At 67.8% G+C, this 24,370-nt stretch carries 21 protein-coding genes; 10 read left to right on the top strand and 11 right to left on the bottom strand.

Annotated features, from left to right (window positions below; all coding sequences use genetic code 11):
- Positions 1 to 66: 66 nt before the first annotated feature.
- Entirely contained in the window at positions 67 to 1,107 is a 1,041-nt protein-coding gene (locus tag IPF36_RS04740) for an alpha/beta hydrolase (protein ID WP_255519676.1), read from the bottom strand.
- Positions 1,108 to 1,453: 346 nt separating this feature from the next.
- Here IPF36_RS04740 and IPF36_RS04735 point away from each other — a divergent pair, with 346 nt between their 5' ends.
- From IPF36_RS04735 to IPF36_RS04720, 4 genes are all read left to right on the top strand, one after another.
- Positions 1,454 to 1,930 (top strand): copper resistance protein CopQ, encoded by a 477-nt coding sequence (locus tag IPF36_RS04735; protein ID WP_195427428.1) that lies wholly within the window; start codon positions 1,454 to 1,456, stop codon positions 1,928 to 1,930.
- Positions 1,931 to 2,203: 273 nt separating this feature from the next.
- The gene (locus tag IPF36_RS04730; protein WP_133093255.1) at positions 2,204 to 2,770 is read left to right on the top strand and encodes a TetR/AcrR family transcriptional regulator; all 567 of its coding nucleotides are present in this window, start codon (positions 2,204 to 2,206) and stop codon (positions 2,768 to 2,770) included.
- A gap of 395 nt (positions 2,771 to 3,165) precedes the next feature.
- A complete protein-coding gene (locus IPF36_RS04725; RefSeq protein WP_135703918.1) occupies positions 3,166 to 3,798 on the top strand; it encodes a copper resistance protein CopQ in 633 nt (210 codons plus the stop codon).
- A gap of 221 nt (positions 3,799 to 4,019) precedes the next feature.
- The gene (locus tag IPF36_RS04720) at positions 4,020 to 4,607 is read left to right on the top strand and encodes a TetR/AcrR family transcriptional regulator (protein WP_135703919.1); all 588 of its coding nucleotides are present in this window, start codon (positions 4,020 to 4,022) and stop codon (positions 4,605 to 4,607) included.
- On the opposite strand, the gene IPF36_RS04715 is transcribed toward IPF36_RS04720, so the two are convergent.
- From IPF36_RS04715 to IPF36_RS04670, 10 genes are all read right to left on the bottom strand, one after another.
- A complete protein-coding gene (locus IPF36_RS04715; RefSeq protein WP_135703920.1) occupies positions 4,593 to 5,345 on the bottom strand; it encodes an alpha/beta fold hydrolase in 753 nt (250 codons plus the stop codon). The two genes, IPF36_RS04720 and IPF36_RS04715, sit on opposite strands and share 15 nt — an antisense overlap.
- A gap of 15 nt (positions 5,346 to 5,360) precedes the next feature.
- Entirely contained in the window at positions 5,361 to 6,386 is a 1,026-nt protein-coding gene (locus IPF36_RS04710; RefSeq protein ID WP_133093251.1) for a M14 family zinc carboxypeptidase, read from the bottom strand.
- Entirely contained in the window at positions 6,383 to 7,288 is a 906-nt protein-coding gene (locus IPF36_RS04705; RefSeq protein ID WP_135704038.1) for a LysR substrate-binding domain-containing protein, read from the bottom strand. The genes IPF36_RS04710 and IPF36_RS04705 overlap by 4 nt, the downstream gene beginning before the upstream one ends.
- A 143-nt stretch (positions 7,289 to 7,431) precedes the next feature.
- Entirely contained in the window at positions 7,432 to 9,585 is a 2,154-nt protein-coding gene (locus IPF36_RS04700; protein WP_195427427.1) for a phosphocholine-specific phospholipase C, read from the bottom strand.
- A 68-nt stretch (positions 9,586 to 9,653) separates the two neighbouring features.
- Entirely contained in the window at positions 9,654 to 9,842 is a 189-nt protein-coding gene (locus IPF36_RS04695) for a hypothetical protein (RefSeq protein ID WP_133093249.1), read from the bottom strand.
- A 68-nt stretch (positions 9,843 to 9,910) separates the two neighbouring features.
- Positions 9,911 to 11,890: a LamG-like jellyroll fold domain-containing protein gene (locus tag IPF36_RS04690; protein WP_195427476.1), complete on the bottom strand. Its 1,980-nt coding sequence runs from the start codon at positions 11,888 to 11,890 to the stop codon at positions 9,911 to 9,913.
- A gap of 315 nt (positions 11,891 to 12,205) precedes the next feature.
- Positions 12,206 to 12,334 carry a DUF2474 domain-containing protein gene (locus IPF36_RS04685; protein ID WP_133093247.1) on the bottom strand — a complete coding sequence of 43 codons (129 nt, stop codon included), beginning with the start codon at positions 12,332 to 12,334 and terminating at the stop codon, positions 12,206 to 12,208.
- Positions 12,334 to 13,341, bottom strand: a complete 1,008-nt coding sequence (cydB, locus tag IPF36_RS04680) for a cytochrome d ubiquinol oxidase subunit II (RefSeq protein WP_133093246.1) — start codon at positions 13,339 to 13,341, stop codon at positions 12,334 to 12,336. The genes IPF36_RS04685 and cydB overlap by 1 nt, the downstream gene beginning before the upstream one ends.
- A gap of 4 nt (positions 13,342 to 13,345) precedes the next feature.
- A complete protein-coding gene (locus tag IPF36_RS04675) occupies positions 13,346 to 14,779 on the bottom strand; it encodes a cytochrome ubiquinol oxidase subunit I (RefSeq protein ID WP_135703925.1) in 1,434 nt (477 codons plus the stop codon).
- Positions 14,780 to 15,112: 333 nt separating this feature from the next.
- The gene (locus IPF36_RS04670; protein ID WP_135703926.1) at positions 15,113 to 16,048 is read right to left on the bottom strand and encodes a LysR substrate-binding domain-containing protein; all 936 of its coding nucleotides are present in this window, start codon (positions 16,046 to 16,048) and stop codon (positions 15,113 to 15,115) included.
- A 144-nt stretch (positions 16,049 to 16,192) separates the two neighbouring features.
- Here IPF36_RS04670 and IPF36_RS04665 point away from each other — a divergent pair, with 144 nt between their 5' ends.
- The 6 genes from IPF36_RS04665 (at position 16,193) to IPF36_RS04640 (ending at position 23,866) form a co-directional block, all read left to right on the top strand.
- Positions 16,193 to 17,209 (top strand): tripartite tricarboxylate transporter substrate binding protein, encoded by a 1,017-nt coding sequence (locus tag IPF36_RS04665; RefSeq protein WP_195427426.1) that lies wholly within the window; start codon positions 16,193 to 16,195, stop codon positions 17,207 to 17,209.
- 41 nt (positions 17,210 to 17,250) lie between these two features.
- On the top strand, positions 17,251 to 18,774 hold the full coding sequence (locus IPF36_RS04660) for an altronate dehydratase family protein (protein WP_195427425.1): 1,524 nt from the start codon (positions 17,251 to 17,253) through the stop codon (positions 18,772 to 18,774).
- Positions 18,775 to 18,811: 37 nt separating this feature from the next.
- Positions 18,812 to 20,287, top strand: a complete 1,476-nt coding sequence (locus IPF36_RS04655) for an NAD-dependent succinate-semialdehyde dehydrogenase (protein ID WP_195427424.1) — start codon at positions 18,812 to 18,814, stop codon at positions 20,285 to 20,287.
- Between the two features lie 39 nt (positions 20,288 to 20,326).
- Positions 20,327 to 21,145: a 4-hydroxy-2-oxoheptanedioate aldolase gene (gene hpaI, locus IPF36_RS04650; RefSeq protein WP_195427423.1), complete on the top strand. Its 819-nt coding sequence runs from the start codon at positions 20,327 to 20,329 to the stop codon at positions 21,143 to 21,145.
- An 18-nt stretch (positions 21,146 to 21,163) separates the two neighbouring features.
- A complete protein-coding gene (locus IPF36_RS04645) occupies positions 21,164 to 22,603 on the top strand; it encodes an FAD-binding oxidoreductase (RefSeq protein ID WP_255519675.1) in 1,440 nt (479 codons plus the stop codon).
- 180 nt (positions 22,604 to 22,783) lie between these two features.
- Positions 22,784 to 23,866 (top strand): MBL fold metallo-hydrolase, encoded by a 1,083-nt coding sequence (locus tag IPF36_RS04640; protein WP_195427422.1) that lies wholly within the window; start codon positions 22,784 to 22,786, stop codon positions 23,864 to 23,866.
- Positions 23,867 to 24,370: the final 504 nt, after the last annotated feature.

Below are 24,370 nucleotides of genomic sequence, written 5' to 3'. Positions count from 1 at the left end.
CCCACAAGGATGATTGCCGCTTGCGGTAGCCTGCGGTAGATTGTCCTGCGACTTCGGATCGCCCCCTCACTGCTTGCCGGGCACGCGCATCGGATCGCTGTTTTTGTGCGGGTTTTCGAGCGGATTCCGGCCCTGGCTGCATTCCCCGCCTGCTTCCACGACCTCCACGCGCGCGCCGGTTTCATGCTGCGGGAGGGTGTCCAATTCATGTACGTAACGCACGATCGGCGACCAGAATGCGGCGATATGGTCTGGCTCGATGGCGGCGCCATGCGGCATGGCGTCATGCATCACCAATTGATGCAAGTGCCGCGCGGCGGCGGCCACGCGCTCCGCATGGACGTGCGCGAACACGGCATCGGCGCGGCTATGCACCACCAGCAGCGGACGTTCGAGGCGGCTGGCACGCGCGGCGTTGTTCCAGGGATCCGGCAGCAGCCACGCTGCCCAGGCCGGCACGCGGCCGGTCTGCACCGCGGCGCGCCGCGCCGAGCTGAAGCCGGCGGCAATGACATAGCCGTCGGGCTGCGGCGCGAAGTGCCGCGCCACGTCAAGCAGGATGCCCGAGCCCAGCGAATGGCCCAGCACCACGCGGCGCGACGCCGCGGGCGCGGCCGCAACAAACTGCCGGTATGCAGTCATGGCGTCCTGGCGCAGGTGGCGCACCGAAGGGCGCCCGCTGCTGCGGCCATAGCCGCTGTAGTCGAACACGAAGGATGCGATGCCGGACTCGGCCAGCATGGCCTGTACCGGCAGCCAGTCGGCCAGGGTTTCATTGTCGCCATGGCAGACCATCAGCGCGGGCGCATCGTGGCGGGCGGCGGGAACAAAGCGGGCATGCAGCTCCCGATCGCCGCTGGCGAACGTGGTATGCCGCACAGGCATGGATGACCAGGGCACGGGAGTCCCGGTGCTTGTTTCATCCGTTCGCGTGACAAATGCTTTGCGCTCCACCGCACGAAACAGTAGATGGCGCGCAACGCCGGCGGCCAGCGCGACGCCCGCCGCCACGGCAAGCCAGCGCAGCGTGCCCGGCGCCGCCGGAGCGGGGACGGTTGCAGCAGGGTCGGGATGCGGCGTGTCGAACATGCTAGGGCGGCGTGCCATGGTCGGGTCCGTGTTATTTCAGGCTAGCAGGCTACGATGAACATGTTAAGAAATGTCCATCCGGGCGGACGGATCTCTGCCCATGAGCCGTCCTATCGCGCCGATAGGAAAATTTTGCCTTGACTATCTACCTAGTAGTAGATAGCATTCTCTCCATGGAACCGCTGCACCGCCAGCAGCAAAGCAGGAAGGGCGGATAAGTGGCGATCCCATCGCAATACCGCTATGCGGTCTTTTTTTAGCGCCGTCCATCTATCTACTAGTAGATGGAAGTGCGAGAAAAGCCCAGCAGGAAGCCACTGACACCGATTGACGCGATCCGAAACATCGCCACCAGGAGCCCATCATGACCAAGTTCGCCAAGACCCTGATCACCGCCGCCACCCTTGCCGCCGCCTTCGCTGGTGGCGCCGCCCACGCCGCCGGCGTGCAGGACAGCAGCTTCGCCGGTGACAAGTACGGTTACCAGTTCCGCGTTGGCAAGACCGATGTCTTTACTGACGGTGCCCGCACCGGCAAGTTCGACCCGTTCACCGAAGGCGCGCGTGCCGGCAAGTTCGACCCGTACACCGATGGCCGTGCAGGCAAGGCTGATCCGTACACCGACGGTGCTCGCACTGTCAGCTACCGCAGCGGCCAGTTCGACCCGTTCACCGAAGGTGCGCGCGTCGGCAAGACCGACCCCTACACCGACGGCTTCCGTACCGTAGCCGGCCTGGACCGCAGCGGTGTGTCGTCCGAGCCGTCGCGCAGCTTCGACCCGTACACCGACGGTGCGCGCGTGGGCAAGGCCGACCCGTACACCGACGGCGCGCTCGCCTGATCCCTGCCGTCCACCGGCCGGCGGCTTAACCACCTTTACGGCGGCGGCCAGCAAGGCCGCTGCCCGATGGAGTCCATCATGAGTTTGCGTGACAGCATCCTGCTGCTTGGCGGATGGCTGGTGCTCTGCGTGACGAGTGGCTCGATGATCACCTTCGCCGCGCAGGTCCTGCCTGGCTAAAACCGTAAAGCCGATGCCTCGGCGCTAGGGGATTACCCGGGCGCCGGGGCATTTCAGCTTGAGCGCCTATCTTCGCGTAGATACACTGCCTTTATGAAAACGCAATCCGTACGCGAGCAACTGCTCGAGCACACCCTCGTCCTGATCCGACGCCGCGGCTTCAACGGCTTCAGCTATCGCGACCTGGCCGAGCTGGTGGGTGTGAAGACTTCCAGCATCCACTATTACTTCCCGACCAAGGACGACCTCGTCCTCGAGGCGGTGAAGGAATACAGCGCCCGCCTCAGCGAGCACCTGCGCGCCATCGACACGAAGCTGCCGGTCACCGAGCAGGCCGCGATCTACCTGGCGCCGTTCCGCAACAGCTGCGGCTCCGACCAGATCTGCCTGTGCGGCATGCTGTCGACCGAAACCCTGTGCCTGCCCGAATCCGTGCACCAGCTGCTGCAGGGCTTCTACCTGATGCACGAGAAATGGCTGACGGGACTGCTGGAGCGTGCCCAGCCGCTGCGCAGCACGCCATTCCCCGTGCCGCCGCCACGGCTGGCGCAGGTGGTGTTCGGTTCGCTGCAAAGTGGCCTGATCGCAGCCCGGCTGTTCGGCACGTCCGACCGCGTCGAGGCAGCGGCCGATACGCTGATGGCAGCCGTGGCTGGCTAAGGGTTAGCGTTCCGATCTATCGCGCTGTCAGTGGCGCGTCCAGAGCCGTCGGGTGGCGAAAGCTGCGCGGCGGCTTTTTTCATTGGCGGCTCGCGTCCGCTTTTTTTCTCGCTATATTCTTTTGGAATCAAAGACTTACTATCGGCTATCAGTCCCATAGAAATATTCTTCCTTGACTATCTACCTAGTAGTAGATAGTATTTGACTCATGGAAGCGCCGCAGCGCCAGCAGCAACGAAGAGCAGGGCCCAGCGACGATCCCATGCATGACCGAAGGCGGTCATTTTTTCAGGGCAGGTGATCTATCTACTAGTAGATAACTACCCCAAAAAAAGCACCGCGAAGCCACTGACACCGATTGACGCGATCCGAAACATCGCCCCCTGGAGCCCATCATGACCAAGTTCGCCAAGACCTTCATCACCGCCGCCACCCTTGCTGCCGCCTTCGCTGGTGGCGCCGCCCACGCCGCTGGCGTGCAGGACAGCAGCTTCGCCGGTGACAAGTACGGTTACCAGTTCCGCGTTGGCAAGACCGATGCCTTCACCGACGGTGCCCGCACCGGCAACTTCGATCCGTTCACCGAAGGCGCACGCGTCGGCAAGGCTGATCCGTACACCGACGGTGCCCGCATCGTCGCCGGCCTGGATCGCAGTGGCGTCTCGGCTTCGCCGGCGCGCAGCGGCCAGTTCGACCCGTTCACCGAAGGTGCGCGCGTCGGCAAGGCTGATCCGTACACCGACGGTGCCCGCATCGTCGCCGGCCTGGATCGCAGCGGCGTCTCGGCTTCGCCGGCACGCAGCGGCCAGTTCGACCCGTTCACCGAAGGCGCACGCGTCGGCAAGGCTGATCCGTACACCGACGGTGCCCGCATCGTCGCCGGACTGGACCGCAGCGGCGTCTCGGCCTCGCCGGCACGCAGCGCCGACCCGTACACCGATGGCGCACGTGTTGGCAAGGCTGACCCCTACACCGACGGTGCACGTGTCGGCAAGGCTGACCCCTACACCGACGGTGCAATCGCCTGAGGCAAGCGTCTGGAAAACGGCCGGCAAGTTGCCGGCCCCCTGTAACCACCGGGCTGCCAGCGAGCAGCCCGGTTCATGGAGTCGATCATGCGTTGGCTTGACACTGCGCTGATCCTGGGCGGATGGGTAGGGCTTTGCCTGGCAAGCGGGTCCCTCATCACGCTCGTCGCACGCGCGCTGCCGGCCTGAGCCGCGCGGTGCAGAACGAAGGAGTTGGAACGATGAAAACCCGGTCCGTACGTGAAGAACTGGTCGAACATGCACTGGTGCTGATCCGCCGTCGGGGGTTCAACGGGTTCAGCTACCGCGACCTGGCGGAACTGGTCGGGGTCAAGACCTCGAGCATCCACTATTACTTTCCGACCAAAGAAGACCTGGTGCTGGAAGCGGTGCGCGAATACAGCGCACGCAAGCAGGCACGGCTGGCGGCCATCGACAGCAGCCTGCCGCCGGCCGAGCAGGCGCGCCAATACCTGGCTCCCCTGTGCGCCGGCGCCGGCACCGACGAAGCGTGCCTGGTCGGCATGCTGGCGGCGGATGTGCTGATGCTGCCGGAGTCCGTGCGCAGCGCGATGCGCGACTTTGTCCGCCTCAACGAGCAATGGCTTGCGCGGCTGTTCGAGCGCGCGGCGGCGCAGCGGCAGGCGCCTTACCCGGCGTCGCCCCAACAACTGGCGGAGATTGCGTTCGGCGCGCTGCAAAACGGCCTGATCAGTGCGCGGCTGTTCGGCACCACCGACCGGCTCGACGCCGCCGCGGGGATGCTGACCGGCCTGATGCGGGCGGAGCGGGCGCTAGCCGTTGCCTGACACCATGCGCGCCACGGCCTCGCACAACCAGCCCGGATCGTCGTGGGGCAGGTCGTGGCCGGCCCAGTGATGCGTCAGCACCGGCGCGTTCCAGGCCTGTCCGATACGTGCGGAGCAGGCCGGGTCGACCAGCCGGTCCGATGACGATGCAATCAGCAGCAACTGGCAGCCAGGCGCGTTCGCCGGTGCCCGATAGCGTGCCGCGGCCACCAGTTGCGCCAGCGCGGCGCAGCGGCTGACCGGCGCGTCGGCGGCAATGGCTTGCCAGGCCGCGATGTCGGCGGCAAGCGTATCCGCGCGCGCGCAGGTGATGGCGTGAATGGTGCGCTCGCAATAGGCGCGGTCGTGCCAGCGCTGCGCGACGCGCAGCAGCTTGCCCCAGTTGCGTGGCCGCAGCCGCTGCATCGGCGTGCAGAAGGGCCGCATGCTGGTGTTGACCAGCACCAGCCCGCCGACTTCGTCCGGATAGCTGCTGGCCCACTCGGTGGCGACCATCGCGCCCAGCGACATGGCCAGCACGCGGTACGGCCCGCGCGCGCCGGCCGTCGACAGCTGCCGGCGCACCGCGCTGACCATGTCGCGCACGCACCAGGGCGCGGGCTGCACCGACAGCGCGCCATTGCCCGGCAAGTCGGGCAGCAGCGGCCGGCCCAGCCCGGCCGCTTCCCATTGCGCGGGCAGGTGCCCCCAATGGCGCGTCTCGCGCGTCAGTCCCCGCAGGAATACCCATCGGCTCATGCGATCCTCAACAGTTCATGGCAACGCCTCTGTCTGCCAGTGCGCGCGCGCCTGCTGCAGCAGTGCCTCGCGCTGCGGCCCGTGCGGCAGCCAGCGTTCCGGCGCAAACGCGACGCGCCCGAGGAAATCGAACAGGCTCACGTGGCGGCGCAGCACGCGCGCGGTGCGGTGCGCCTTGATCGGGTTGAAGATCCCCTCGCGCGAGAACAGCTGGCGCGGGTTTTTCTTGATCCACAGCCACGAGCCCAGCTCCAGCGTCATCGGCAGGAACAGGTTGCCGGCCGGCGTGAGGTCATACGCATGGTCCCACAGGTCGCCATGCAGCAGGTACTGGTGGCTTTGCGGCTCGAAGGTGTAGCCGTGGTGCGGGTGCGCCTGCTCGAACAGGGTCTTGAGCAGGTACATCTCGGGCAGGTGCGCCATCGGCCGGCGCGTGCGCGCGTACGGGAACCAGATGCTGTCGCGCCAGCCGTAGCCGGAGTGGCAGTCCACCGCAAAGCTGAGCGGGCGCGGCAGCAGTTCTTCCTGCACCACGCGCAGCAGCGCGCGGCTCTCCAGCTCCATCGGCCCGCCTTCCGGGCCGCGATACCAGGGCAGCCAGGCGCCAAGGCGCTGCCCGCCGGCCAGGAACGGCACGGGCGCGTCGGCGTCCTGCGGGCCGTTGCGCATCAGGTCGACGCCGTTGGGATTGGCCCGGGTGCCGGCCCACATGCCGCCGGGATTGACGATCGGCATGAACACCAGCCGCACGGCCTGCAGTTCGCGATGCAGCAGTTCGTCCCATGCCAGCCGGCCCAGCACGGAGCGCAGGTAGTCCAGTACCAGCTGCGTGCCAATCCGCTCGAGCCCGTGGATGCCGCCGAAGATGCCGATGGCCGGCGCCTGCGGGTCGCGGCTGCCAAGGGTGGCCACATGCAAGCCGAAGCGGTGGCCCTGCACCACGGCTTCGCCCACCACGCGGCAGTCGAGCACATGGCTGGCGGCGTCGAACAGCGCCAGCAGCTGGTCGTATTCAGGAAAGGCGTCGGCGCGCGCGATCATGCCGCCCGCGGCTCGGCGGCGGCATCGGCATCGGCCGCGGCATCGGTCGCCGTCAAGCAGGCCAGGAAGGCACCCACCAGGCGCGTGCCGCGCCGGCTCTGCAGGCAATACAGGTATTCGTTCAGCACGGGCGCGCCGCGCGCAAACGGCACCACCCGCAGCAGCGGGTCTTGCGGCACTTCGCCCAGCGGCACCACGCTCGCGCCGAGGTTCTGGCGGATCGCTTCGTAGATGGCCTCGCGGCTGCCGATCACGGTATGCCGCGGCAGCTGCTGCGCGCAGGCGGCGAGGGCATCCTCGGTCGCCTTGCGTGTCATCGAGCCATGCTCGCGCACCAGCAGATGGCAGCCGCGCAGCTGGGCCAGGTCCACCTGCGGCAGGCGCGCCAGCGCATGGTCCGGATGCACCACCAGCACCATCGGCGCGGAGGCCAGGCGGATGCGCGCAAGGCGGTCGTCTTCGACCGGATGCGACGACACGGCCGCGTCGATCCGGTACTCGAACAGTGCTTCCAGCATCTGCTGCGAATTGCCGATGTCCAGGCTCACCTCGATCGCCGGATAGCGCTGCCGGAACGCGGCCACCGCGCGCAGGATGTAGTAGGGACCCGTGGCGCCGAGGCGCAGGCTGCCGAAGCGCAGGTCGCCGGCGTTGCGCAGCAGGTAGTCGGCCTGGCCTTCGTGCTGCATCAGCTGCTCGACCACCGGCATCAGCGCCAGCCCCACGTCGCTCAGGTCGACCCGGCTGGCGCGGCGGTGGAACAGCTCAACGCCATACGATTCTTCGAGCTGGCGGATGCGGCCGGTGACGGTGGGCTGGCTCACGCGCAGCTGTCGGGCCGCCATGGTGATGCTGCCCTGGCGCGCCACTTCGAAAAAGGTCATCAGCAGGTCGCCGAGCATGGTCATCCGCGGTGGTTGGGGGGAGCGCACCGGACAGGTCCGGACGACCGCGCAGTCTAGCGGGGCAATATGACAATACGGCGACGCCCGCCGCGGTGTGGGCCGCGGCGGGGCTGGCGGGCTTGGCATAAGGCAGGCAGGCCTCAGCCGGTCACCCCCATGGCCGGATCCGACACGCTGTCCTTGCCGGTCTCGATACGCCCGGCAAAGCGCCGCGTGAAGCCGCCTTGCGACGCGGTCACGGTGAAGTCGTACCAGTTGCCCTGCAGTCCCACCGGCCAGTGCTGCTGCAGTTGCTTGCCGGCCGGCACTTCGAAACTCCACGGGCCGTCATTGCGGTAGGCATTGGGCCGCACGGTGAAGGTGGTGGCCGCGCTGCCGGTGTTGATCAGGTCCAGGTAGACCGCGGCGTTGGCGATGTCATAGCAGACGCGGATCTCGGGCGCGCTGGCGCCCGCTGCGCCGGCCGCGGCAACGTCGCCGACGAAGGCGCGATGGAAGCCGTTCGGACCCAGCACCCACAGGTCGTACTTGCCGCCATCGCTGGCGAATACATCCCAGCTGCCATGCAGTTCCTTGCCCGGCTCGACCATATAGCGGCGCGGCACGCGGTCCAGGTGCAGGCGGTCATAGACATGGAAAACGGCGGCGGCCGTGCCGGTGTTGGCGAACAGCAGCCGCACCACGCGTTCGCGCGCGTCTTCGCGGGCGCTGACATGCAGCTCGTACGGCAATGCGCGCGACGGACGCGTGCCGCGCTCCTGCGGCGGCATCGGCTGGGTGCCGGCCGGGGGCAGCGGCACCTGCGGCAGCACGCCCTGCGCGGTGCGGATGGCATCGGCGCTGGCCTTGTCGCGGTTGGGCAGCGAGGGCAGCGGATTGTCGTTGGGACTGACGAAGTTGAAGGCCGAGACCAGGTCCCCGGCCACCGCGCGGCGGAAGCTGCTGATATTGCTCTCCACGACGCCAAAGCGGGCCTCCAGGAAGCGCAGCACCGACGTGTGGTCGAACACCTGCGAGTTTACCCAGCCGCCGCGGCTCCAGGGCGACACCACATACATCGGCACGCGCGGGCCGGGGCCGTACGGGTGCTTGTCGACGTGGTATTCGGCCGCCAGTTCGCCGGCGGGCAGCGTGGTCGCGCCGGCCAGCGTGTCGCCGTCGTAGGCGGGGGCGCACGGCGGCGGCACGTGGTCGAAGTAGCCGTCGTTCTCGTCGAAGTTGATCAGCAGTACGGTCTTGCTCCACACCGCGGGATTGGCGGTGAGCGCGTTGAGCACCTCCTGCGTGTACCACGCACCCTGCACCGGGCTGGACGGCCCGGGGTGCTCGGAATAGGTGGCCGGGGCCACGATCCACGACACCTGCGGCAGCGTGCCGGCGGCAACGTCGTCGCGCAGTGCCTGCAGGAAGCCGCCGTCCGGCATGGTATTGGCCACGCCCTTGAGCAGCGGGCTGATGGCGTCGTCGGCACTGGTGTACGGCGGGTAGGGGCTGCCGTTGGCCAGGTTGCCGCGTGCGGCGTTGGCGTCGCGGTATTGCTTGAAGCCCGCGAGCGGGTTGTCGGTAAAGTTGTCCGGCATGTTCTGGTAGACCTTCCAGCTGACGCCGGCTGCGTTCAGCCGCTCAGGGTAGGTGGTCCAGGTGTAGGGCGTGTTCGAGCCGGTGAAGGAGTCGCCGCTGTTGTCGATGACCGGGCCGCCGTGCGTGCCGGCCGGATCGTTGGTGCCGGTCCAGTGGAACAGCCGGTTCGTGTTGGTGCCGCCGTGGAAGCTGCAGTGGTAGGCATCGCACAGCGTAAAGGCATTGGCCAGCGCCATCTGGAAGTCCAGCTCGGCCTCGGTGTAGTAGCCCATCGACTGGGTCTGCTTGTAGGTGGGCCACTTGTTCATGCGGCCCAGGTCCCAGGCGGCCTGCGCATCGGGATAGGAGTGCGGCGTGCCGCTGACGCGCTGCGCATTGCCGGCACTGCTGTCGAGGTGGTAGGGCAGCACGGTGCGCGTGGTGCCGCCGTTGGTATAGGTCTGCTGCCAGACGTTGAGGCCGCCCGCCAGCGGGATCGGGAAGCGGTCGCCGAAGCCGCGTACGCCGCGCAGCGTGCCGAAGTAATTGTCGAAGGAGCGGTTCTCCTGCATCAGGATGACCACGTGCTCGACGTCGCGGATGGTGCCAGTGGCGTTGTTGGCGGGGATTGCCAGCGCGCGGCGGATGGCTGGCGGGAACGCTGCCAGCGCGGCGGTTGCTGCGGCGCTGCCGCCGGCGAGCTTGAGGAAGTTGCGTCTGCTATGCGAATTCATTGGTTCTGGGCCGGATGGGTTCAGGATAGGCGAGGCGGTAGGCGAGGCGGGCGGCTGCCGGCGTCGGCTCAGGGCGCGCAGCGTAGTTGCGGCGTGACCGCGGGCGGCTGGCCGGGTTCGTTGCCGCCGGCGCCCGGGGTGCCGCCGGGCGTGCCACCCGGCGTGCCGGTGGCCGGGCTGTCGCCGGAATCGCCGCCGCAGGCGGCAAGCGCCAGGCACAGCAGCAGCGCGGCCAGCGTGGAAGATCGGAGAGTCATGGTGTCGTGCTCCTGCAGGGATGGGGCGCGCGGCGCCCCGGAGAGTGGTCGGACGCGGGGTCCGCGGTTCAGGGGTTCAGCGTGGACAGCGGCTGGCGCGCGCCGGTGATGGTCTTCAGCTCGTCGAGCGTCAGCACCCGCGTCCACATCGCCAGGTCGTTGAAGCCCATCACGCCTTTGAGCGCGCCGGGGTTGTTGCCCACGTAGTTGTGCGTGGCGTCGTCGTTGACGCCCCAGCCGGTGCCGAGCCCGGCCAGCTTGGTGACATCGGTGTTGGCGATGGCCTTGTTCTCGGTCTTCTGCAGGCCCAGCACCGGGTCGATGACATAGGCACTGAAGCGCCTGGCCGTGGCATCGACCGACAGCGCCAGGTAGGCCCACTGGTTGGCCGATACCTTCATGCCGTTGATATCGTCGCGCTTGCCGCCGCTGCCGAGGTTGAAGCGGAGTTCGCAGCTGCCGAACAGGCCGATGGCGATGCCCGGGTTGCTGCCCGAAAAGTAATTCTTGTTGGCCAGTACCGGCGCACCGGTGCCGTTGCCCTGGGTGCAGTCGGTGCGGAACCAGAAGCCGATGGTGAATTGCGGGCTCAGCGCGATGTCGGCGCCGTTGTGCACCAGCTTGTAGGCGTCGATATTGGAATCGACCCGCAGCGACTTGCCAGTGAAGTTGTCGTCGGCCAGCGAGCCGCCGTCGGTGCCGGCAACCCACGGGCCAAGTGTGGCGCCGCCCTTGCTGTCGGCAAACGGCTTGCTGTCCATGCTGAAGTACGTGGCCAGGCCATCGCGCAGCGTGGGCGCCAGCGTGACGGGCTTGACGTAGTGGATCTGCGCCAGGTACGACACCGGCACGTCGTTGCGTACCAGCGTGTAGTTGAAGCGGTACAGGCCGGTGGGCATGTCGAAGGCGCTGTCGGTAAACTCGCGCGCCCCGGGCGCCAGCGAAGCGATCACCACGCCGTCGCGCAGCACGCGCGTGGTGCCGAAGGATTCGGTGGGGTTCTGCCAGCTCAGCGTGATGGCGTCGCTGTAGCGGCCGACGCTGGCGCCGATCGCCCGCACGCCGGCAGAGGCCGCCTGCAGCGGTGCGCCGTCGAGCCGGCTGGCGGCGGGGTCGGCGGCCACGCCGGCGTGCGCGAGCATCGTCGGCACGAGATCGGCCTCGGTCGGCAGCGCCGACAGCTCTGCCGCGGTGATGGGCGCAGCGGCGCCGGGCCGGGCCAGCGCGGCGTTCAGCGTCTTGTTGGTGGCGAAGAATGCGGTGCGGTTTTCCACGGTCGGCGCCGTGGTGGTGGCGCCGGTGGCATCGAGGCCGTGACTGGTGGTGACCAGCACCAGCCAGTCTTCGCCCGGCTGCGCCTGGCGGCGCGCGGCGACGGCGGCCAGCAGCTCGCCCAGTGCCTTGTCGGTGTCGGCGAGGGCGCGCGCATAGGCGCCGCCGCCGAACCCGCCGCCGAATCCCCCGATTTCCGCCGCGGCAGCCGGGGCGCTGTACTGGGCAAACACCACGCCATAACCGGATTGAAGCTGGCGCAGCGCGTTCTGCGTGACGCAGCTGTCCACGCCGGCACAGTCAACCAGCGTATCGAGCGCCCCGGTTTCCTGTTCGGCCTTGAGCAGGGCCGGCAACACCGGCGAGCTGATGGTGGCGCCTTGCTGAAGCCCCGGCTTGCCGGCATCGCGAAGGTGGCGGAAGACGGTGGGCGCCTGCAGCGGCGTGCCGCCGGTGTCGTCGTTGACGCCGTGGCGGTTGACCCAGGTGCCGGTCAGCACCGTGGCCCAGCTGGGCGCGTCCAGCGTCGGTTGCGCGGTGACGGTGCCCGGCACGCCGCCGGTGGCGGCCGGCACCACGTTCAGCTGCGACAGGTTGGGCAGCTCGCGCCGCAGGATCGCGCCCTGGACCTGCGCATAGGTGGCGCCGTCGATGCCTACCAGCAGCACGCGCGGACCGCCCTGGCCGGCGGGCGCCGGCGCCGTCGTCACGTCGGCCGGCGCGGGCCCGCTCGCCGCGGTGTCATCGCCGCCGCAAGCCGAGAGCGTCGCGGCCATTGCCGCCGCCAGCGCGCCCAGCGCCGCGCGGGCCCGTGCGCGCCCGTTGCCGTGTGCGCTGCGCGCTGCATGCTTTCCTGACATCTGTCATTCCCCTGTCTGTCTGCTGTTCTGCGCCGGCGGCCGGTGCCGCGTGGCGGATTGCGCTTCCCGCAATGCGCTCGCAGAGTAAAAACAGGGGTTGTCACCGCGGTGACAGAGGGCGAAAGAATGCTGATGCGGTTATTCAGATTCTTGCAGGCATTGCAGACAAGGCAGATGTGACAATGCCGCGCGGGGGGAACGCCGCGCGGCATCGGGGGAAAAAGGGGGCCGTCAGCTACGGAAGCCGACGCCCTGCATGATGATGCGCAGCACCCAGGCGGCCACCCCCAGCGCCGCCACGCTCGCCAGCCAGATCAGCGCCAGCCAGCCCAGCCGGCGCAGCCACAACGGCGCGGCCATCAGTGATAGCCCTCGCCGTGGCGGACCTTGCCGCGGAACACGTAGTACGCCCACACCGTGTACATCAGGATGAAGGGGATGATGAACAGCGCCCCGACCAGCGCAAAGCCCTGGCTCTGCGGCGGCCCGGCCGCGTCCCAGATCGAGATCCCGGGCGGGATGATATTGGGCCAGACGCTGATCGCCAGGCCGCTATAGCCCAGGAACACCAGCCCCAGCGCGTACAGGAACGGCGCCATGTTCGGCTCGCGGCGCAGCGCGCGCATCAGCATCAGCATGCACAGCGCCACCAGGATCGGCACCGGCGAGAACCAGAACAGGTTCGGCAGGCTGAACCAGCGCTCGGCGATTTCCGGGTGCGTCAGCGGCGTCCACAGGCTGATCACCGCGATCACCGCCAGCAGCAGCCACGCCAGCGCCCCGGCCAGCCTGATCATGCGCTGCTGCAGGTCTCCCTCGGTCTTCATGATCAGCCAGGTGCTGCCCAGCACCGTGTACGCCACCACCAGCCCGACGCCGCAGAACAGCGGGAAGGGCGCCAGCCAGTCCAGCGGGCCGCCGGCAAAGCGATGGCCTTCCATCCTGATGCCGTCGATATAGGCGCCCAGCGCCACGCCCTGGAAGAAGCTGGCGGTGGCGGAGCCCAGGATAAAGGACGCGTCCCACACCGGGCGTTCGCGGTCGTTGGCCTTGAAGCGGAATTCGAACGCCACGCCGCGGAAGATCAGCCCCAGCAGCATCAGCATCAGCGGCAGGTAGAGCGCGCTCAGCACCACCGAGTACGCCAGCGGGAACGCCGCCAGAAGCCCGGCGCCGCCCAGCACCAGCCAGGTTTCATTGCCGTCCCAGACCGGCGCCACCGTATTCATCATCACGTCGCGGTCATGGCGGTCGGGAACGAACGGAAAGAGCATGCCGATGCCCAGGTCAAAGCCGTCCATCACCACATACATCATCACGCCGAAGAAGATGATGACGATCCAGAGAAGGGAGAGATCGATGCCCATGGTGTCAGCTCCGGGTGCGCACGGCGGGGTTGGGGGCAAGGACTTCGTCGTCGTCCACGGCGGAGAGCGGGCGGGCCGGCGTATGCTCGCGTCCCGGGCCGCCTTCCGGCCTTGGCGCTTCCATCACCGGCCCCTTGCGCACCAGCCGCATCATGTAGGCGATGCCGACGCCGAACACGAAGAAGTACGCGATCACGAAGATCCCCAGCGTCAGCGCCAGTTCGGGCACGCCGTGCGGCGAGACCGCGTCGGCGGTGCGCTGCAGCCCGTAGACCACCCACGGCTGGCGGCCCACCTCGGTGGTGTACCAGCCGGCCAGGATCGCAATCACGCCGGCCGGCCCCATCCATAGCGCCATATGCAGGAAGGCGCGGGCGCGGTACAGCCGTTCGCCCCGGCGCAGCAGCAGGCTCCAGGCGCCCAGCGCGATCATCAGCAGCCCCAGGCCCACCATCACGCGGAAAGACCAGAACAGGATGGTCGAATTGGGCCGGTCCTCAGGGGCAAATTCCTTCAGTCCCTGGATCTGCCCATCCCAGGTGTGCGTGAGGATCAGGCTGCCCAGGCGCGGCACTTCGACCGCGAAGCGGGTTTCCTCGCGCTGCATGTCGGGCCAGCCGAACAGCAGCAGCGGCAGCCCTTCGTTGCCGTGGTTTTCCCAGTGGCCTTCAAGCGCGGCGATCTTGGCGGGCTGGTGCTTGAGCGTGTTCAGGCCATGCAGGTCGCCGATCACGGCCTGGATCGGCGCGACGATCAGCAGCATCCACATCGCCATCGACAGCATCTTGCGGATGGCCTGGTTGTCGCGGCCGCGCAGCAGGTGCCACGCCGCCGACGCGCCGACGAACAGCGCCGTGGCCAGGAACGCCGCCACGCTCATATGCAGCAGGCGATAGGGGAAGGACGGGTTGAAGATGACCGCGAACCAGTCGGTGGGGACCACGCGGCCGTTGATGATCTCGAAGCCGGCCGGCGTCTGCATCCAGCTGTTCGACGCCAGGATCCACGTGGCGGAAATCAGCGTGCCCAGCGCCACCATCACGGTGGCAAAGAAATGCAGCCCGGGCCCGACGCGGTTCCAGCCGAACAGCATCACGCCGAGGAAGCCGGCCTCCAGGAAGAAGGCGGTCAGCACTTCATAGGTCAGCAACGGCCCGGTGATGCTGCCGGCGAACTCCGAGAAGAAGCTCCAGTTGGTGCCGAACTGGTAGGCCATCACCAGCCCGGAGACGACTCCCATGCCGAAGTTGACGGCGAAGATCTTGGACCAGAAGTGGTAGAGGTCGCGGTAATGCGGGCGCTTGGTGCGCAGCCAGCAGCCTTCCAGCACCGCCAGGTAGGCAGCCAGGCCGATGGTGATCGCGGGAAAGATGATGTGGAAAGAAACGGTAAAGGCAAACTGGATGCGGGCGAGGTCAAGCGCGGTCAAACCAAACATAGTTGTTCTCCGTGGCGCTGGCCTGGCGCACGCCTGCGGGACGGCGCGGCACTGCGGGAGCAGGCCGGCCAGCCGGCGGGGCGCGCCGGGGGCGCGGGCCGTAGGCGCGTGCGGTAAGCGTAGTGTACGCCGCGTGCAGCGCGATGGGCAGCAGGCCGGGCGAGTGACATTTCGCCGCAGTGGGCGGCGCGGGCACAACCTGGGCCGACTGCCGGAGATCATCCTACCGATCGGTCCTCAGGAATAACAGCATCACCTCCACGAAAAAATACCGTATCAGTTTTGCGCGGTGCAGCAGGTGCCACTGCGGGTGCCGGCGCTGCTGGCGCGGGGCTAGGCCACTTCCGCGGCGGCCTGGCGCAGGCAGGCGAGCATCTGTTCCGCGCTGAGCGACGGCGCGCGTTCGCGCAGCGTGATGATGCCGACCGGCGGCAGTTCCACCGGCACATCGATCGGCAGCACCTGCAGCCTGCCTTCCGCCTGCATGGCACGCGCCACCGATTGCGCCATGAACCCGGCCGCGCCGCGCTGGCCGACGAAGGTCGCCAGCGCCAGGTAGGACGACGTCTCGATCACGTCCTGCGGCGGATGCAGCCCGTAGCGGTAGAACGCCTGCTCGATCTTCACCCGCAGCGATGCCCACGGCGGCGGCAGCACGCACGGCATCGCGGCCAGGTCGGCCCAGCCCGGCCGCGTCTTGCGCGCGAGCTTGTGGCCGCGCTTGACTACCACCACCATCGGCTCGTCATACAAGGCCTCTGTCACAAGATCGGGCGCGGCGTAGCCTGGCTCCAGCCGGCCGACGATCAGGTCCAGTTCGCGCAGCCGCAGCTTGGGCAGCAGGTGCGTCAGGTCGCCTTCCTCCACCAGCACGGTGGCACGCGCATGGCGGTCCTTGAGCAGCCCCACCGCGCGCGCCACCAGAACAGGCAAGCCGGCGCCCATCGAGCCCACCTGTACGCGCCCCGACGCGCCGCTCTGCACCGCCGCGATCTCGTCGCGGGTCTGCTCGTACTGCGCCAGCACCGAGCGCGCGAAGCGCACCAGCGACTCGCCGGCGGGCGTGGGCTCGGTGCCGCGCGTCGAGCGCGTAAACAGCGTCAGCCCCAGCATCTTCTCGACTTCGGTCAGCACCCGCGACACCGCGGGCTGGCTCACCGACAGGAATTCCGCGGTGCGCCCGAGATGGCGGAATTCATCCAGCGCCACCAGCAATTGCAGATGGCGCAGCTTGATATTGGAGCGCAGCGCGCGATCGATCTTGACCATGGCCCGCAGTCTACCTAACGAAAACGTTATGAAGCAATGCTGGTTTTTGATTGGATTGTTATGTACGGCGGCGAGAGAATGCCTGGCATGACGACGCCGGGCCCGCACCGGTCGCCCATAATCAAAACATGGAGACACCCGCAAATGACCCAAGGACTCCCCATCGACCTGAAGCGCCGCAACCTGCTCATCGGCGCCGCCGCCGGCGTTGCTGCCGGTGCTGCCGGCGTGCTGCTGCCGGGCTCGCGCGCGCTGGCCTCCGCGTATCCAGAGCGTCCGATCACCTTTATCTGCCCGTGGCCGGTCGGCGGCACGGCAGACCAGTCGATGCGCGCGCTGTGCCAGGTGGCCGGCGGCATCCTCAAGCAATCGATCGTGGTGGAAAACCGCGCTGGCGCTTCCGGCATGATCGGCACCAAGGCGCTGGCGCGCGCCACGCCGGACGGCTACACCATCGGCCAGATCCCGATTTCGGTCACGCGCTTTGCCCAGCTCGGCATGCTGCAGCTGGACCCGCGCACCGAGCTGACCTACCTGGCGCGCACCTCGGGCCAGACCTTCGGCATCGCCGTGCCGACCGGCTCGCCCTACAAGACGCTGCAGGACGTGGTCGCGGCAGCCAAGGCGAGCCCCGGCAAGATCACCTATGCGCACGCCGGCATCGGCGGCGCGACCCATGTCGGCATGGAGCAGCTTGCGCTGGCCGCGGGCGTGCAGTTCAACGCGATCGCCTACAAGGGCGGTGCCGCCGCGCTGCAGGACGTGCTGGCGGGCCAGGTGGAGCTGCTGGCCGATTCCAGCTCGTGGGCGCCGCATGTGGAAGCCGGCAAGCTGCGCCTGCTGGCGACCTGGGGCGGGCAGCGCGCATCGCGCTTCAAGGACACACCCACGCTGAAGGAACTCGGCTACAACGTGGTGGTGGAAGCGCCCAATGGCATCGGCGCGCCCAAGGGCCTGCCGCCCGCTATCGAAAAGACGCTGCGCGATGCGTTCCGCGCCGCGGTGGCGAGCAATGAATTCAAGCAGGTCGCAGCGCGGCTGGATGCGCCGCTGATGTACCTGGACGGTCCCGACTACAAGAAGTACGTGGCCAGCGTCTATGCACAGGAAACCGAGCTGATCAAGCGCCTCAAGCTCAAGGAACTGCTGCAGCAAAGCTGAGCGCAGTTGCACCACCAGCCGTCCAACACAGCGAATCCCAAGTGAAGCCCAATCCCGTTATCCGCCTGCACGCCAACGACAACGTGCTGGTCGCCCGGCATGAACTGTCGCTGGGCCAGCAGCTTGTCGAGCCTGCCGTGCGTGTGCGCGCGCAGGTGCCGGCCGGCCACAAGATCGCGGCGTGCGCCATTGCGGCGGGCACGCCGGTACGCAAGTTCGATACCGTGATCGGCGTGGCCGCGCGCGATATCGTGCCCGGCGAGCACGTGCATTCGCACAACCTGACGTTGGTCGATTTCTACCGCGACCCCGCGTTCTGCCAGGATGTGCGGCCGATCGACTACGTGCCCGAGGCGCAGCGCGCCACGTTCAACGGCTTCGTGCGCGCCGATGGCCGCGTGGGCACGCGCAATTTCATCGGTATCCTGTCTTCGGTCAATTGCTCGTCGACGGTGATCCGTCAGATTGCCGAGCATTTCACGCCGGAACGGCTGGCGGCCTATCCCAATGTCGATGGCGTGGTCGCGTTTGCGCAGACCAGCGGCTGCGGCATGTCGTCGCCGAGCGAGCATTTCGATGTCCTGCGGCGCACGCTGGCGGGCTATGCGCGCCATCCCAACCTGGCTGGCGTGCTGATCGTCGGGCTGGGCTGCGAGCGCAACCAGGTCGCATCGCTGGTTGAATCGCAGGGGCTTGAGCCTGGACCCGCGGTGCACACGCTAGTCATGCAGGACACCGGCGGTACGCGCGCCACCATCGCGGCGGGCATCCGCGCGGTCGAGGCGATGCTGCCCGCGGCCAATGCCGCGGTGCGCCAGCCGGTGCCGGCCAGCCATCTCAAGATCGGCCTGGAGTGCGGCGGCTCGGACGGCTTCTCGGGCATCAGTGCCAACCCGGCGCTGGGCGCGGCGATGGACCTGCTGGTGCGCCACGGCGGCACCGCCATCCTGTCGGAGACGCCGGAGATCCATGGCGTCGAATTCATGCTGACGCGCCGCGCCGTCTCGCCGGAAGTCGGGCAGAAGCTGCTCGACCGGCTGGCCTGGTGGGAGCGCTACACCGCCGGCCAGAATGCGCAGTTCAACGGCGTGGTCGGCCACGGCAACCAGCAGGGCGGGCTGGCCAATATCTTCGAGAAGTCGCTGGGCTCGGCGATGAAGGGCGGCACCACGCCGCTGCAGGCGGTGTACGAGTATGCCGAGCCGATCGACCGGGCCGGCTTTGTCTTCATGGACTCGCCCGGCTATGACCCGGTCGCCGTGACCGGCCAGATTGCCAGCGGCGCCAACCTGATCTGCTTCACCACCGGCCGCGGCTCGATGTTCGGCTCCAAGCCCGCCCCGACGATCAAGCTCGCCTCAAACTCGGCCATGTACCAGCGGCTGGAAGAGGACATGGACATCAACTGCGGACTCGTGCTCGACGGCGAACTGACCGTGCCCGAGATGGGCGAGCGCATCTTCCGGCATATCCTGCGCGCCGCTTCCGGCGAGCCGACCAAGAGCGAGATGCTGGGTTTGGGCGACAACGAGTTCGTACCCTGGCACCTCGGCATCGTCAGCTGATTGCCGGCTGTCCCACCATTTTTTGAATCGATTCCCGATGGCCCTGAACCTTGCCGCGCCCGCGCTGCTGCGCACCCAGAACCTGATTGACGACCAATGGCGCGATGCCGGCCTGGGCGCTCGCCTGTCCGTGTCCGATCCCGCCACCGGCGAGGCCTTTGCCAGCGTGCCGGATAGCGATGCCGGCGATGCGCGCCTGGCGGTGGACGCAGCCGCCGCCGCATTTCCGGCATGGAGCCGGCGCACCGCGCGCGAGCGTGCGCAGTTGATCAAGCGCTGGCACGCACTGATCCTGCAGCACCAGGAAGACCTGGCGCGCATCATCTCCACCGAGCAAGGCAAGCCGCTCAAGGAAGCACGCGGCGAGGTGCAGTACGGCGCCTCCTACGTCGAATGGTTCGCCGAGGAAGCGACCCGCATCTGCGGCGACATCGTCGCGGAAGCGGTGCCGGGCCGCAAACTGCTGGTCCTCAAGGAGCCGGTAGGCGTGGTCGCCGCGATCACGCCGTGGAATTTCCCGCTGGCGATGATCGCCCGCAAGATCGCTCCCGCGCTCGCCGCCGGCTGCACCGTGGTGGCCAAGCCCGCCGAAGACACGCCGCTGACGGCGCTGGCGCTGGCATGGCTGGCACAGCAGGCCGGCATTCCGGCAGGCGTGCTCAACATGGTCAGCGCCTCGCGCGAGCATACGCCCGCCGTGGTCGATGCCTGGCTGGCCGACAGCCGCGTGCGCAAGGTCACCTTCACCGGCTCCACGCCGGTGGGCAAGCACCTGGCGCGCGAATCCGCCGCCACGCTGAAGAAGCTGTCGCTGGAACTGGGCGGCAACGCACCGTTCATCGTGTTCGAGGATGCCGACCTGGACGCCGCGGTCGACGGCCTGATGGCGTCCAAGTTCCGCAACGGCGGCCAGACCTGCGTCTGCCCGAACCGTGTCTATGTCCATGAGGCGGTCCACGATGACTTTGTCGAGCGGCTGGCGCAACGCGTCGGCGCGCTCCATGTCGGCCCCGCAACGGAAGACGCCGCGCAGATCGGCCCGATGATCAATGCGCGCGCCGTCGACAAGATCGCCCGCCACGTCGACGACGCCGTCGCCCGCGGCGCGCGCGTGGTCACTGGCGGCAAGCGCGTGCGCACGGAAGACGGTCCGCATTACTACGCGCCGACGGTGCTGGTCGATGCCACGCCGGCAATGGAACTGTCGTGCGAAGAGACCTTCGGCCCGGTCGCACCGATCTTCCGTTTCCGCGACGAAGCCGAAGTGATCCCCGACGCCAACGACACGCCGTTCGGGCTGGCCGCATACTTCTATTCCAACGATGTGCGACGCATCTGGCGCGTCGCACAGGCGCTGGAAACCGGCATGGTCGGCATCAACGAAGGCGCGATCGCCGCCGAGGCGGCGCCGTTCGGCGGCGTCAAGGAATCCGGCTACGGCCGCGAAGGCTCGCGCCACGGCCTGGACGATTACATGCATACCAAGTACCTTTGCCAGGGCCAGCTCGGCTGAAGCGCCGGGCAAACGCCAGATCGAACAGGAACAATTCACATGCCCGCAGACAATCCCTTCAAGACCGCGCTGGCCGCGCGCCAGCCGCAGATCGGCCTGTGGCTGTCGATGGCCACGCCGTACCTGGCCGAAGTCTCGGCCACCGCCGGCTTCGACTGGCTGCTGATTGACGGCGAGCACGCGCCCAACGACCTGCAGACCACTTTGCAGGCGTTGCAAGCGGTAGGCGCCTATCCGTCGCAGCCGGTGGTGCGCGCCGTGTCCGGCGACGTGGCCCTGATCAAGCAACTGCTCGATATCGGCGCCAAGACGCTGCTGGTGCCGATGGTCGACACCGCCGAGCAGGCGCGCGCGTTGGTCAGTTCCACGCGCTACCCGCCGCAAGGTATCCGTGGCGTCGGCAGCGCGGTGGCGCGGGCTTCGCGCTGGAGTTCGCGCACCGATTACCTCGACGTGGCCGATGACGAGGTCTGCCTGCTGGTGCAGGCCGAGACCGTCACCGCGCTGCAGAACCTGGAAGCCATCTGCGCGGTGGAAGGCGTCGACGGCGTTTTCATCGGCCCCGCAGACCTGGCCGCATCGATGGGCCATCGCGGCCGACCCGGCCATCCCGAAGTGCAGGCCGCGATCGAAGGCGCGATGCGCACCATCATCGCCAGCGGCAAGGCCGCCGGCACGCTGACCTCCGATCCCGCGCTGGCGCGCCGCTACCTCGAACTGGGCTGCACCTTCGTGGCCACCGGCATCGACGTGCTGGTCTATGCCAACGCCGCGCGCAAGCTGGCGGCATCGTTCCGCGAGCAACCGGCCGACGCTGCCGCCGTTTCCGCAGACATCAAGCCCTCCGCCGCGTACTGACCCGCTCCAGGACAACACATGCATGCCGTTCCCCAGAACCACGAATCCACGCTGCGCGCGATGGAAGCCATCGTCGGCGCCAACGCCTGCCGCACCGGCGAGGCCGACACCCAGGCCTATGTCACCGACTACCGCGGCATCTACCGCGGCCAGGCGCAGGTGGTGGTGCTGCCGTCCTCGACCGAGCAGGTCAGCCAGGTGCTGCAGTGGTGCCATGCCAACCGCGTGCCGTTGGTGCCACAAGGCGGCAACACCTCGCTGATGGGCGGCGCCGTGCCCGACGACAGCGGCACCGCGGTGGTCGTCAACCTGAGCCGCATGAACCGCGTGCTGGAGGTCGACACCATCAACGACACCATGACCGTGCAGGCCGGCGTGACGCTGAGCGCCACACGCAGCGCGGCCGAAGCGCAAGGGCGCCTGTTCCCGCTGCGCATCGGCTCCGAAGGCTCGTGCCAGATCGGCGGCAACCTGTCGACCAATGCCGGCGGCACCGCGGTGCTGCGCTACGGCAACATGCGCGACCTCGTGCTCGGCATCGAGGCCGTGCTGCCCGACGGGCGCATCTTTTCGTCGCTGCGCGGCCTGCGCAAGGACAACACCGGCTACGACCTCAAGCAACTGTTTATCGGCGCCGAAGGGACGCTCGGCATCATCACCGGCGCGGTGCTCAAGCTAATGCCGCAGCCGCGCAGCACTGCCGTGGCCCTGGTCGCGGTCAAGAACCCGGCCGCCGCGGTGGCGCTGCTCGGCGAAGCCAAGCGCCTCTCCGGCCAGGCCGTCAGCGCCTTCGAACTGATCTCGCGGCCCGCGCTGGAGCTGGTGCTGGAATACCTCGGCAACGTCGCCGCGCCGCTGCAGGACCGTCATGACTGGATGGTGCTGGTCGAACTGACTTCCGGCACCGACGCCGAAAGCCTCAACGCCACGCTGATGGAAATCCTGGAGTCCGGCTTCAGCCAGGGGCTGGTGCTCGACGCCGCCGTCGCCGCGAGCCTGTCCGACGTCCAGACCTTCTGGCGCATCCGCGAAGAGATCTCCGACGCGCAGACGCGCACTGGCGGCAGCATCAAGTGCGACGTCTCGGTGCCGCTGTCGCGCATCGCGGCGTTTGTGGAAGAGGCTTCGGCCAGGGTGCGGGAGCTGGTGCCGGATGCGCGCATGGTGATCTACGGGCATATGGGCGACGGCAATGTCCACTTCAACCCGCTGCGGCCCAAAGACCAGGAGGCGAAGGATTTCCTGGCGCAGTGGTATGAGCCGGTGTCGACGCTGGTGGATGGGCTGGCACATGCGGGTAATGGTTCGGTGTCGGCCGAACACGGCATCGGCGTGGCCAAGCGGGACGACCTGGTGCGGTACAAGTCGCAGGTCGAGCTGGAACTGATGTGGCAGGTGAAGCGGGCGCTGGATCCGATGAATCTGCTGAATCCGGGGAAGGTGCTGCCGGCGCCCTGAACCGTCACTCCTGGCAGGTTCTGGCGATTACCGGCCCGTTCGACCGCAACGGGCCGGGCAGGGCGCACAGCCGCCGTGGCAAGAATCTGCCGTCTCGGCTAAGGTGAGGGGTATCCAGAACGCCGGAACAGGCGCATGCCGGGCCACCGGCACACGCCCGGCCCCCCCGCCGAGACCAATATGAGCGCCCCTGCCACCGATACCGCCGCCGCCACCAATCCCCTCAAGAAACCCGAACTGGACTATCCCTGCGGCGACGCGCCCGAGCCCGGCCGCGCCAGCGAGATCGTCCCCGGCGTGCTCTGGATGCGCATGCCGATGCCGCTCGGCCTGAACCATATCAACCTGTGGGCCATCCGCGATGGTGCAGGCTGGGCCGCGGTCGACTCCGGCCTGCAGACGCCCGAAACGGCGCAGGCATGGCGCACGCTGTTTAGCGACGGCGGCGCGCTGGCCGATGGCCTGACGCGGCTCTTCGTCACCCACATGCATCCCGACCATATCGGCATGGCCGGCTGGCTCAGGCGCAAGTTCGGCTGCCAGCTGTGGATGACCCGGATGGAATACCTGATGTGCCGCGTGCTGGCCGCCGATACCGGCCGCGCCGCACCCGACGACGCCATCGAGTTCTACCGCCGCGCCGGCTGGGACGACGACGCCATCGAGGTCTACCGGACCCGCTTCGGCGGCTTCGGCAAATTCGTCCACGCCTTGCCGGAGAGCTTCCGGCGCCTGGAAGACGGCGCCACCATCCGCATCGGCGACCACGACTGGACGGTCGTCGTCGGCACCGGCCATTCCCCCGAGCATGCCTGCCTTTATTGCCCGTCACTGAAGCTGCTCGTCTCCGGTGACCAGGTCCTGCCGCGGATCTCGTCCAATGTGTCGGTGTTCCCGACCGAACCCGATGCGGATCCCATGGAAGACTGGCTGTCGTCGCTGGACAAGGTCAAGGCGGCGGTGCCGGACGATGTGCTGGTGCTGCCCGCCCACAACGAGCCATTCCGCGGGCTGCACGCCCGTATCGACTACCTGCGGGCGAGCCAGGTGCAGGCGCTGGACCGGCTGCGCGGGGCGCTGGCGGAGCCGAAGCGGGCGGTGGATGTGTTCGGCGAACTGTTTTCGCGGCCGATCACGGGGGCGGGCGGGTTGTTGGGGATGGCGACGGGGGAGAGCATCGCGCATCTGAACTACCTGCTGCATCGGGGGGAAGCGGTGCGTGAGCTGGGCGCGGACGGGTGCTATTGGTATCGGTTGGGGTAGTTGGCGGCGCTGACGCACAACGATCCCCGACCGCGAACCTTGGCCGAGCGAGAGCAAATCGCCTATTGGATGGCGGCAGATGTCTGCCGCCATTTTTTTCGCCGGACCGAGCCGATTGGCATGTCATCGATGCGGAAGAGCAATCGAGAAAATCCTTATCGGTAGGCTGTCTTTTAAGGGCTTCCACATGCTGCCGACGACCCGGCCCATCAAAAATTGCGGCATGTTCGGGAATGCCTCAACCCGCCCGCGACCCAAGCACGGCAGCCGAAGCTGTGTTCTGCATCCGTAGAAATAGAGGAGGGTTTCTGCTTATTTCTCAGTGACAAGTCCTGAGAACTCTGCGTCGGTTCGATGTCGTACAGACGATGCGCATGCCGGTGCACACGGGCCACCCCCGCGCTAAAGAGCAGCCTCCAGCAGGGCTTTTTACGTGTGCCTTTTTCGGCGCATCCATTTATGCCTGATGCGTCCCATGGACTAATTATTATCTCGCTGGATTGG

This window comes from Cupriavidus sp. IK-TO18 (assembly GCF_015549295.1).
Taxonomy (GTDB): domain Bacteria; phylum Pseudomonadota; class Gammaproteobacteria; order Burkholderiales; family Burkholderiaceae; genus Cupriavidus; species Cupriavidus oxalaticus_A.
Note: the sequence above shows the minus strand (reverse complement) of the source record. Positions and strands in the feature narration are given on the sequence as shown.

Bases quoted from the DNA above. Each gene is read 5' to 3' on its own strand.
- IPF36_RS04740 (WP_255519676.1), bottom strand. From the start codon at position 1,107: ATGGCACGCCGCCCTAGCATGTTCGACACGCCGCATCCCGACCCTGCT.
- IPF36_RS04735 (WP_195427428.1), top strand. From the start codon at position 1,454: ATGACCAAGTTCGCCAAGACCCTGATCACCGCCGCCACCCTTGCCGCC.
- IPF36_RS04730 (WP_133093255.1), top strand. From the start codon at position 2,204: ATGAAAACGCAATCCGTACGCGAGCAACTGCTCGAGCACACCCTCGTC.
- IPF36_RS04725 (WP_135703918.1), top strand. From the start codon at position 3,166: ATGACCAAGTTCGCCAAGACCTTCATCACCGCCGCCACCCTTGCTGCC.
- IPF36_RS04720 (WP_135703919.1), top strand. From the start codon at position 4,020: ATGAAAACCCGGTCCGTACGTGAAGAACTGGTCGAACATGCACTGGTG.
- IPF36_RS04715 (WP_135703920.1), bottom strand. From the start codon at position 5,345: ATGAGCCGATGGGTATTCCTGCGGGGACTGACGCGCGAGACGCGCCAT.
- IPF36_RS04710 (WP_133093251.1), bottom strand. From the start codon at position 6,386: ATGATCGCGCGCGCCGACGCCTTTCCTGAATACGACCAGCTGCTGGCG.
- IPF36_RS04705 (WP_135704038.1), bottom strand. From the start codon at position 7,288: ATGCTCGGCGACCTGCTGATGACCTTTTTCGAAGTGGCGCGCCAGGGC.
- IPF36_RS04700 (WP_195427427.1), bottom strand. From the start codon at position 9,585: ATGAATTCGCATAGCAGACGCAACTTCCTCAAGCTCGCCGGCGGCAGC.
- IPF36_RS04695 (WP_133093249.1), bottom strand. From the start codon at position 9,842: ATGACTCTCCGATCTTCCACGCTGGCCGCGCTGCTGCTGTGCCTGGCG.
- IPF36_RS04690 (WP_195427476.1), bottom strand. From the start codon at position 11,890: ATGGCCGCGACGCTCTCGGCTTGCGGCGGCGATGACACCGCGGCGAGC.
- IPF36_RS04685 (WP_133093247.1), bottom strand. From the start codon at position 12,334: ATGGCCGCGCCGTTGTGGCTGCGCCGGCTGGGCTGGCTGGCGCTGATC.
- cydB (WP_133093246.1), bottom strand. From the start codon at position 13,341: ATGGGCATCGATCTCTCCCTTCTCTGGATCGTCATCATCTTCTTCGGC.
- IPF36_RS04675 (WP_135703925.1), bottom strand. From the start codon at position 14,779: ATGTTTGGTTTGACCGCGCTTGACCTCGCCCGCATCCAGTTTGCCTTT.
- IPF36_RS04670 (WP_135703926.1), bottom strand. From the start codon at position 16,048: ATGGTCAAGATCGATCGCGCGCTGCGCTCCAATATCAAGCTGCGCCAT.
- IPF36_RS04665 (WP_195427426.1), top strand. From the start codon at position 16,193: ATGACCCAAGGACTCCCCATCGACCTGAAGCGCCGCAACCTGCTCATC.
- IPF36_RS04655 (WP_195427424.1), top strand. From the start codon at position 18,812: ATGGCCCTGAACCTTGCCGCGCCCGCGCTGCTGCGCACCCAGAACCTG.
- hpaI (WP_195427423.1), top strand. From the start codon at position 20,327: ATGCCCGCAGACAATCCCTTCAAGACCGCGCTGGCCGCGCGCCAGCCG.
- IPF36_RS04645 (WP_255519675.1), top strand. From the start codon at position 21,164: ATGCATGCCGTTCCCCAGAACCACGAATCCACGCTGCGCGCGATGGAA.
- IPF36_RS04640 (WP_195427422.1), top strand. From the start codon at position 22,784: ATGAGCGCCCCTGCCACCGATACCGCCGCCGCCACCAATCCCCTCAAG.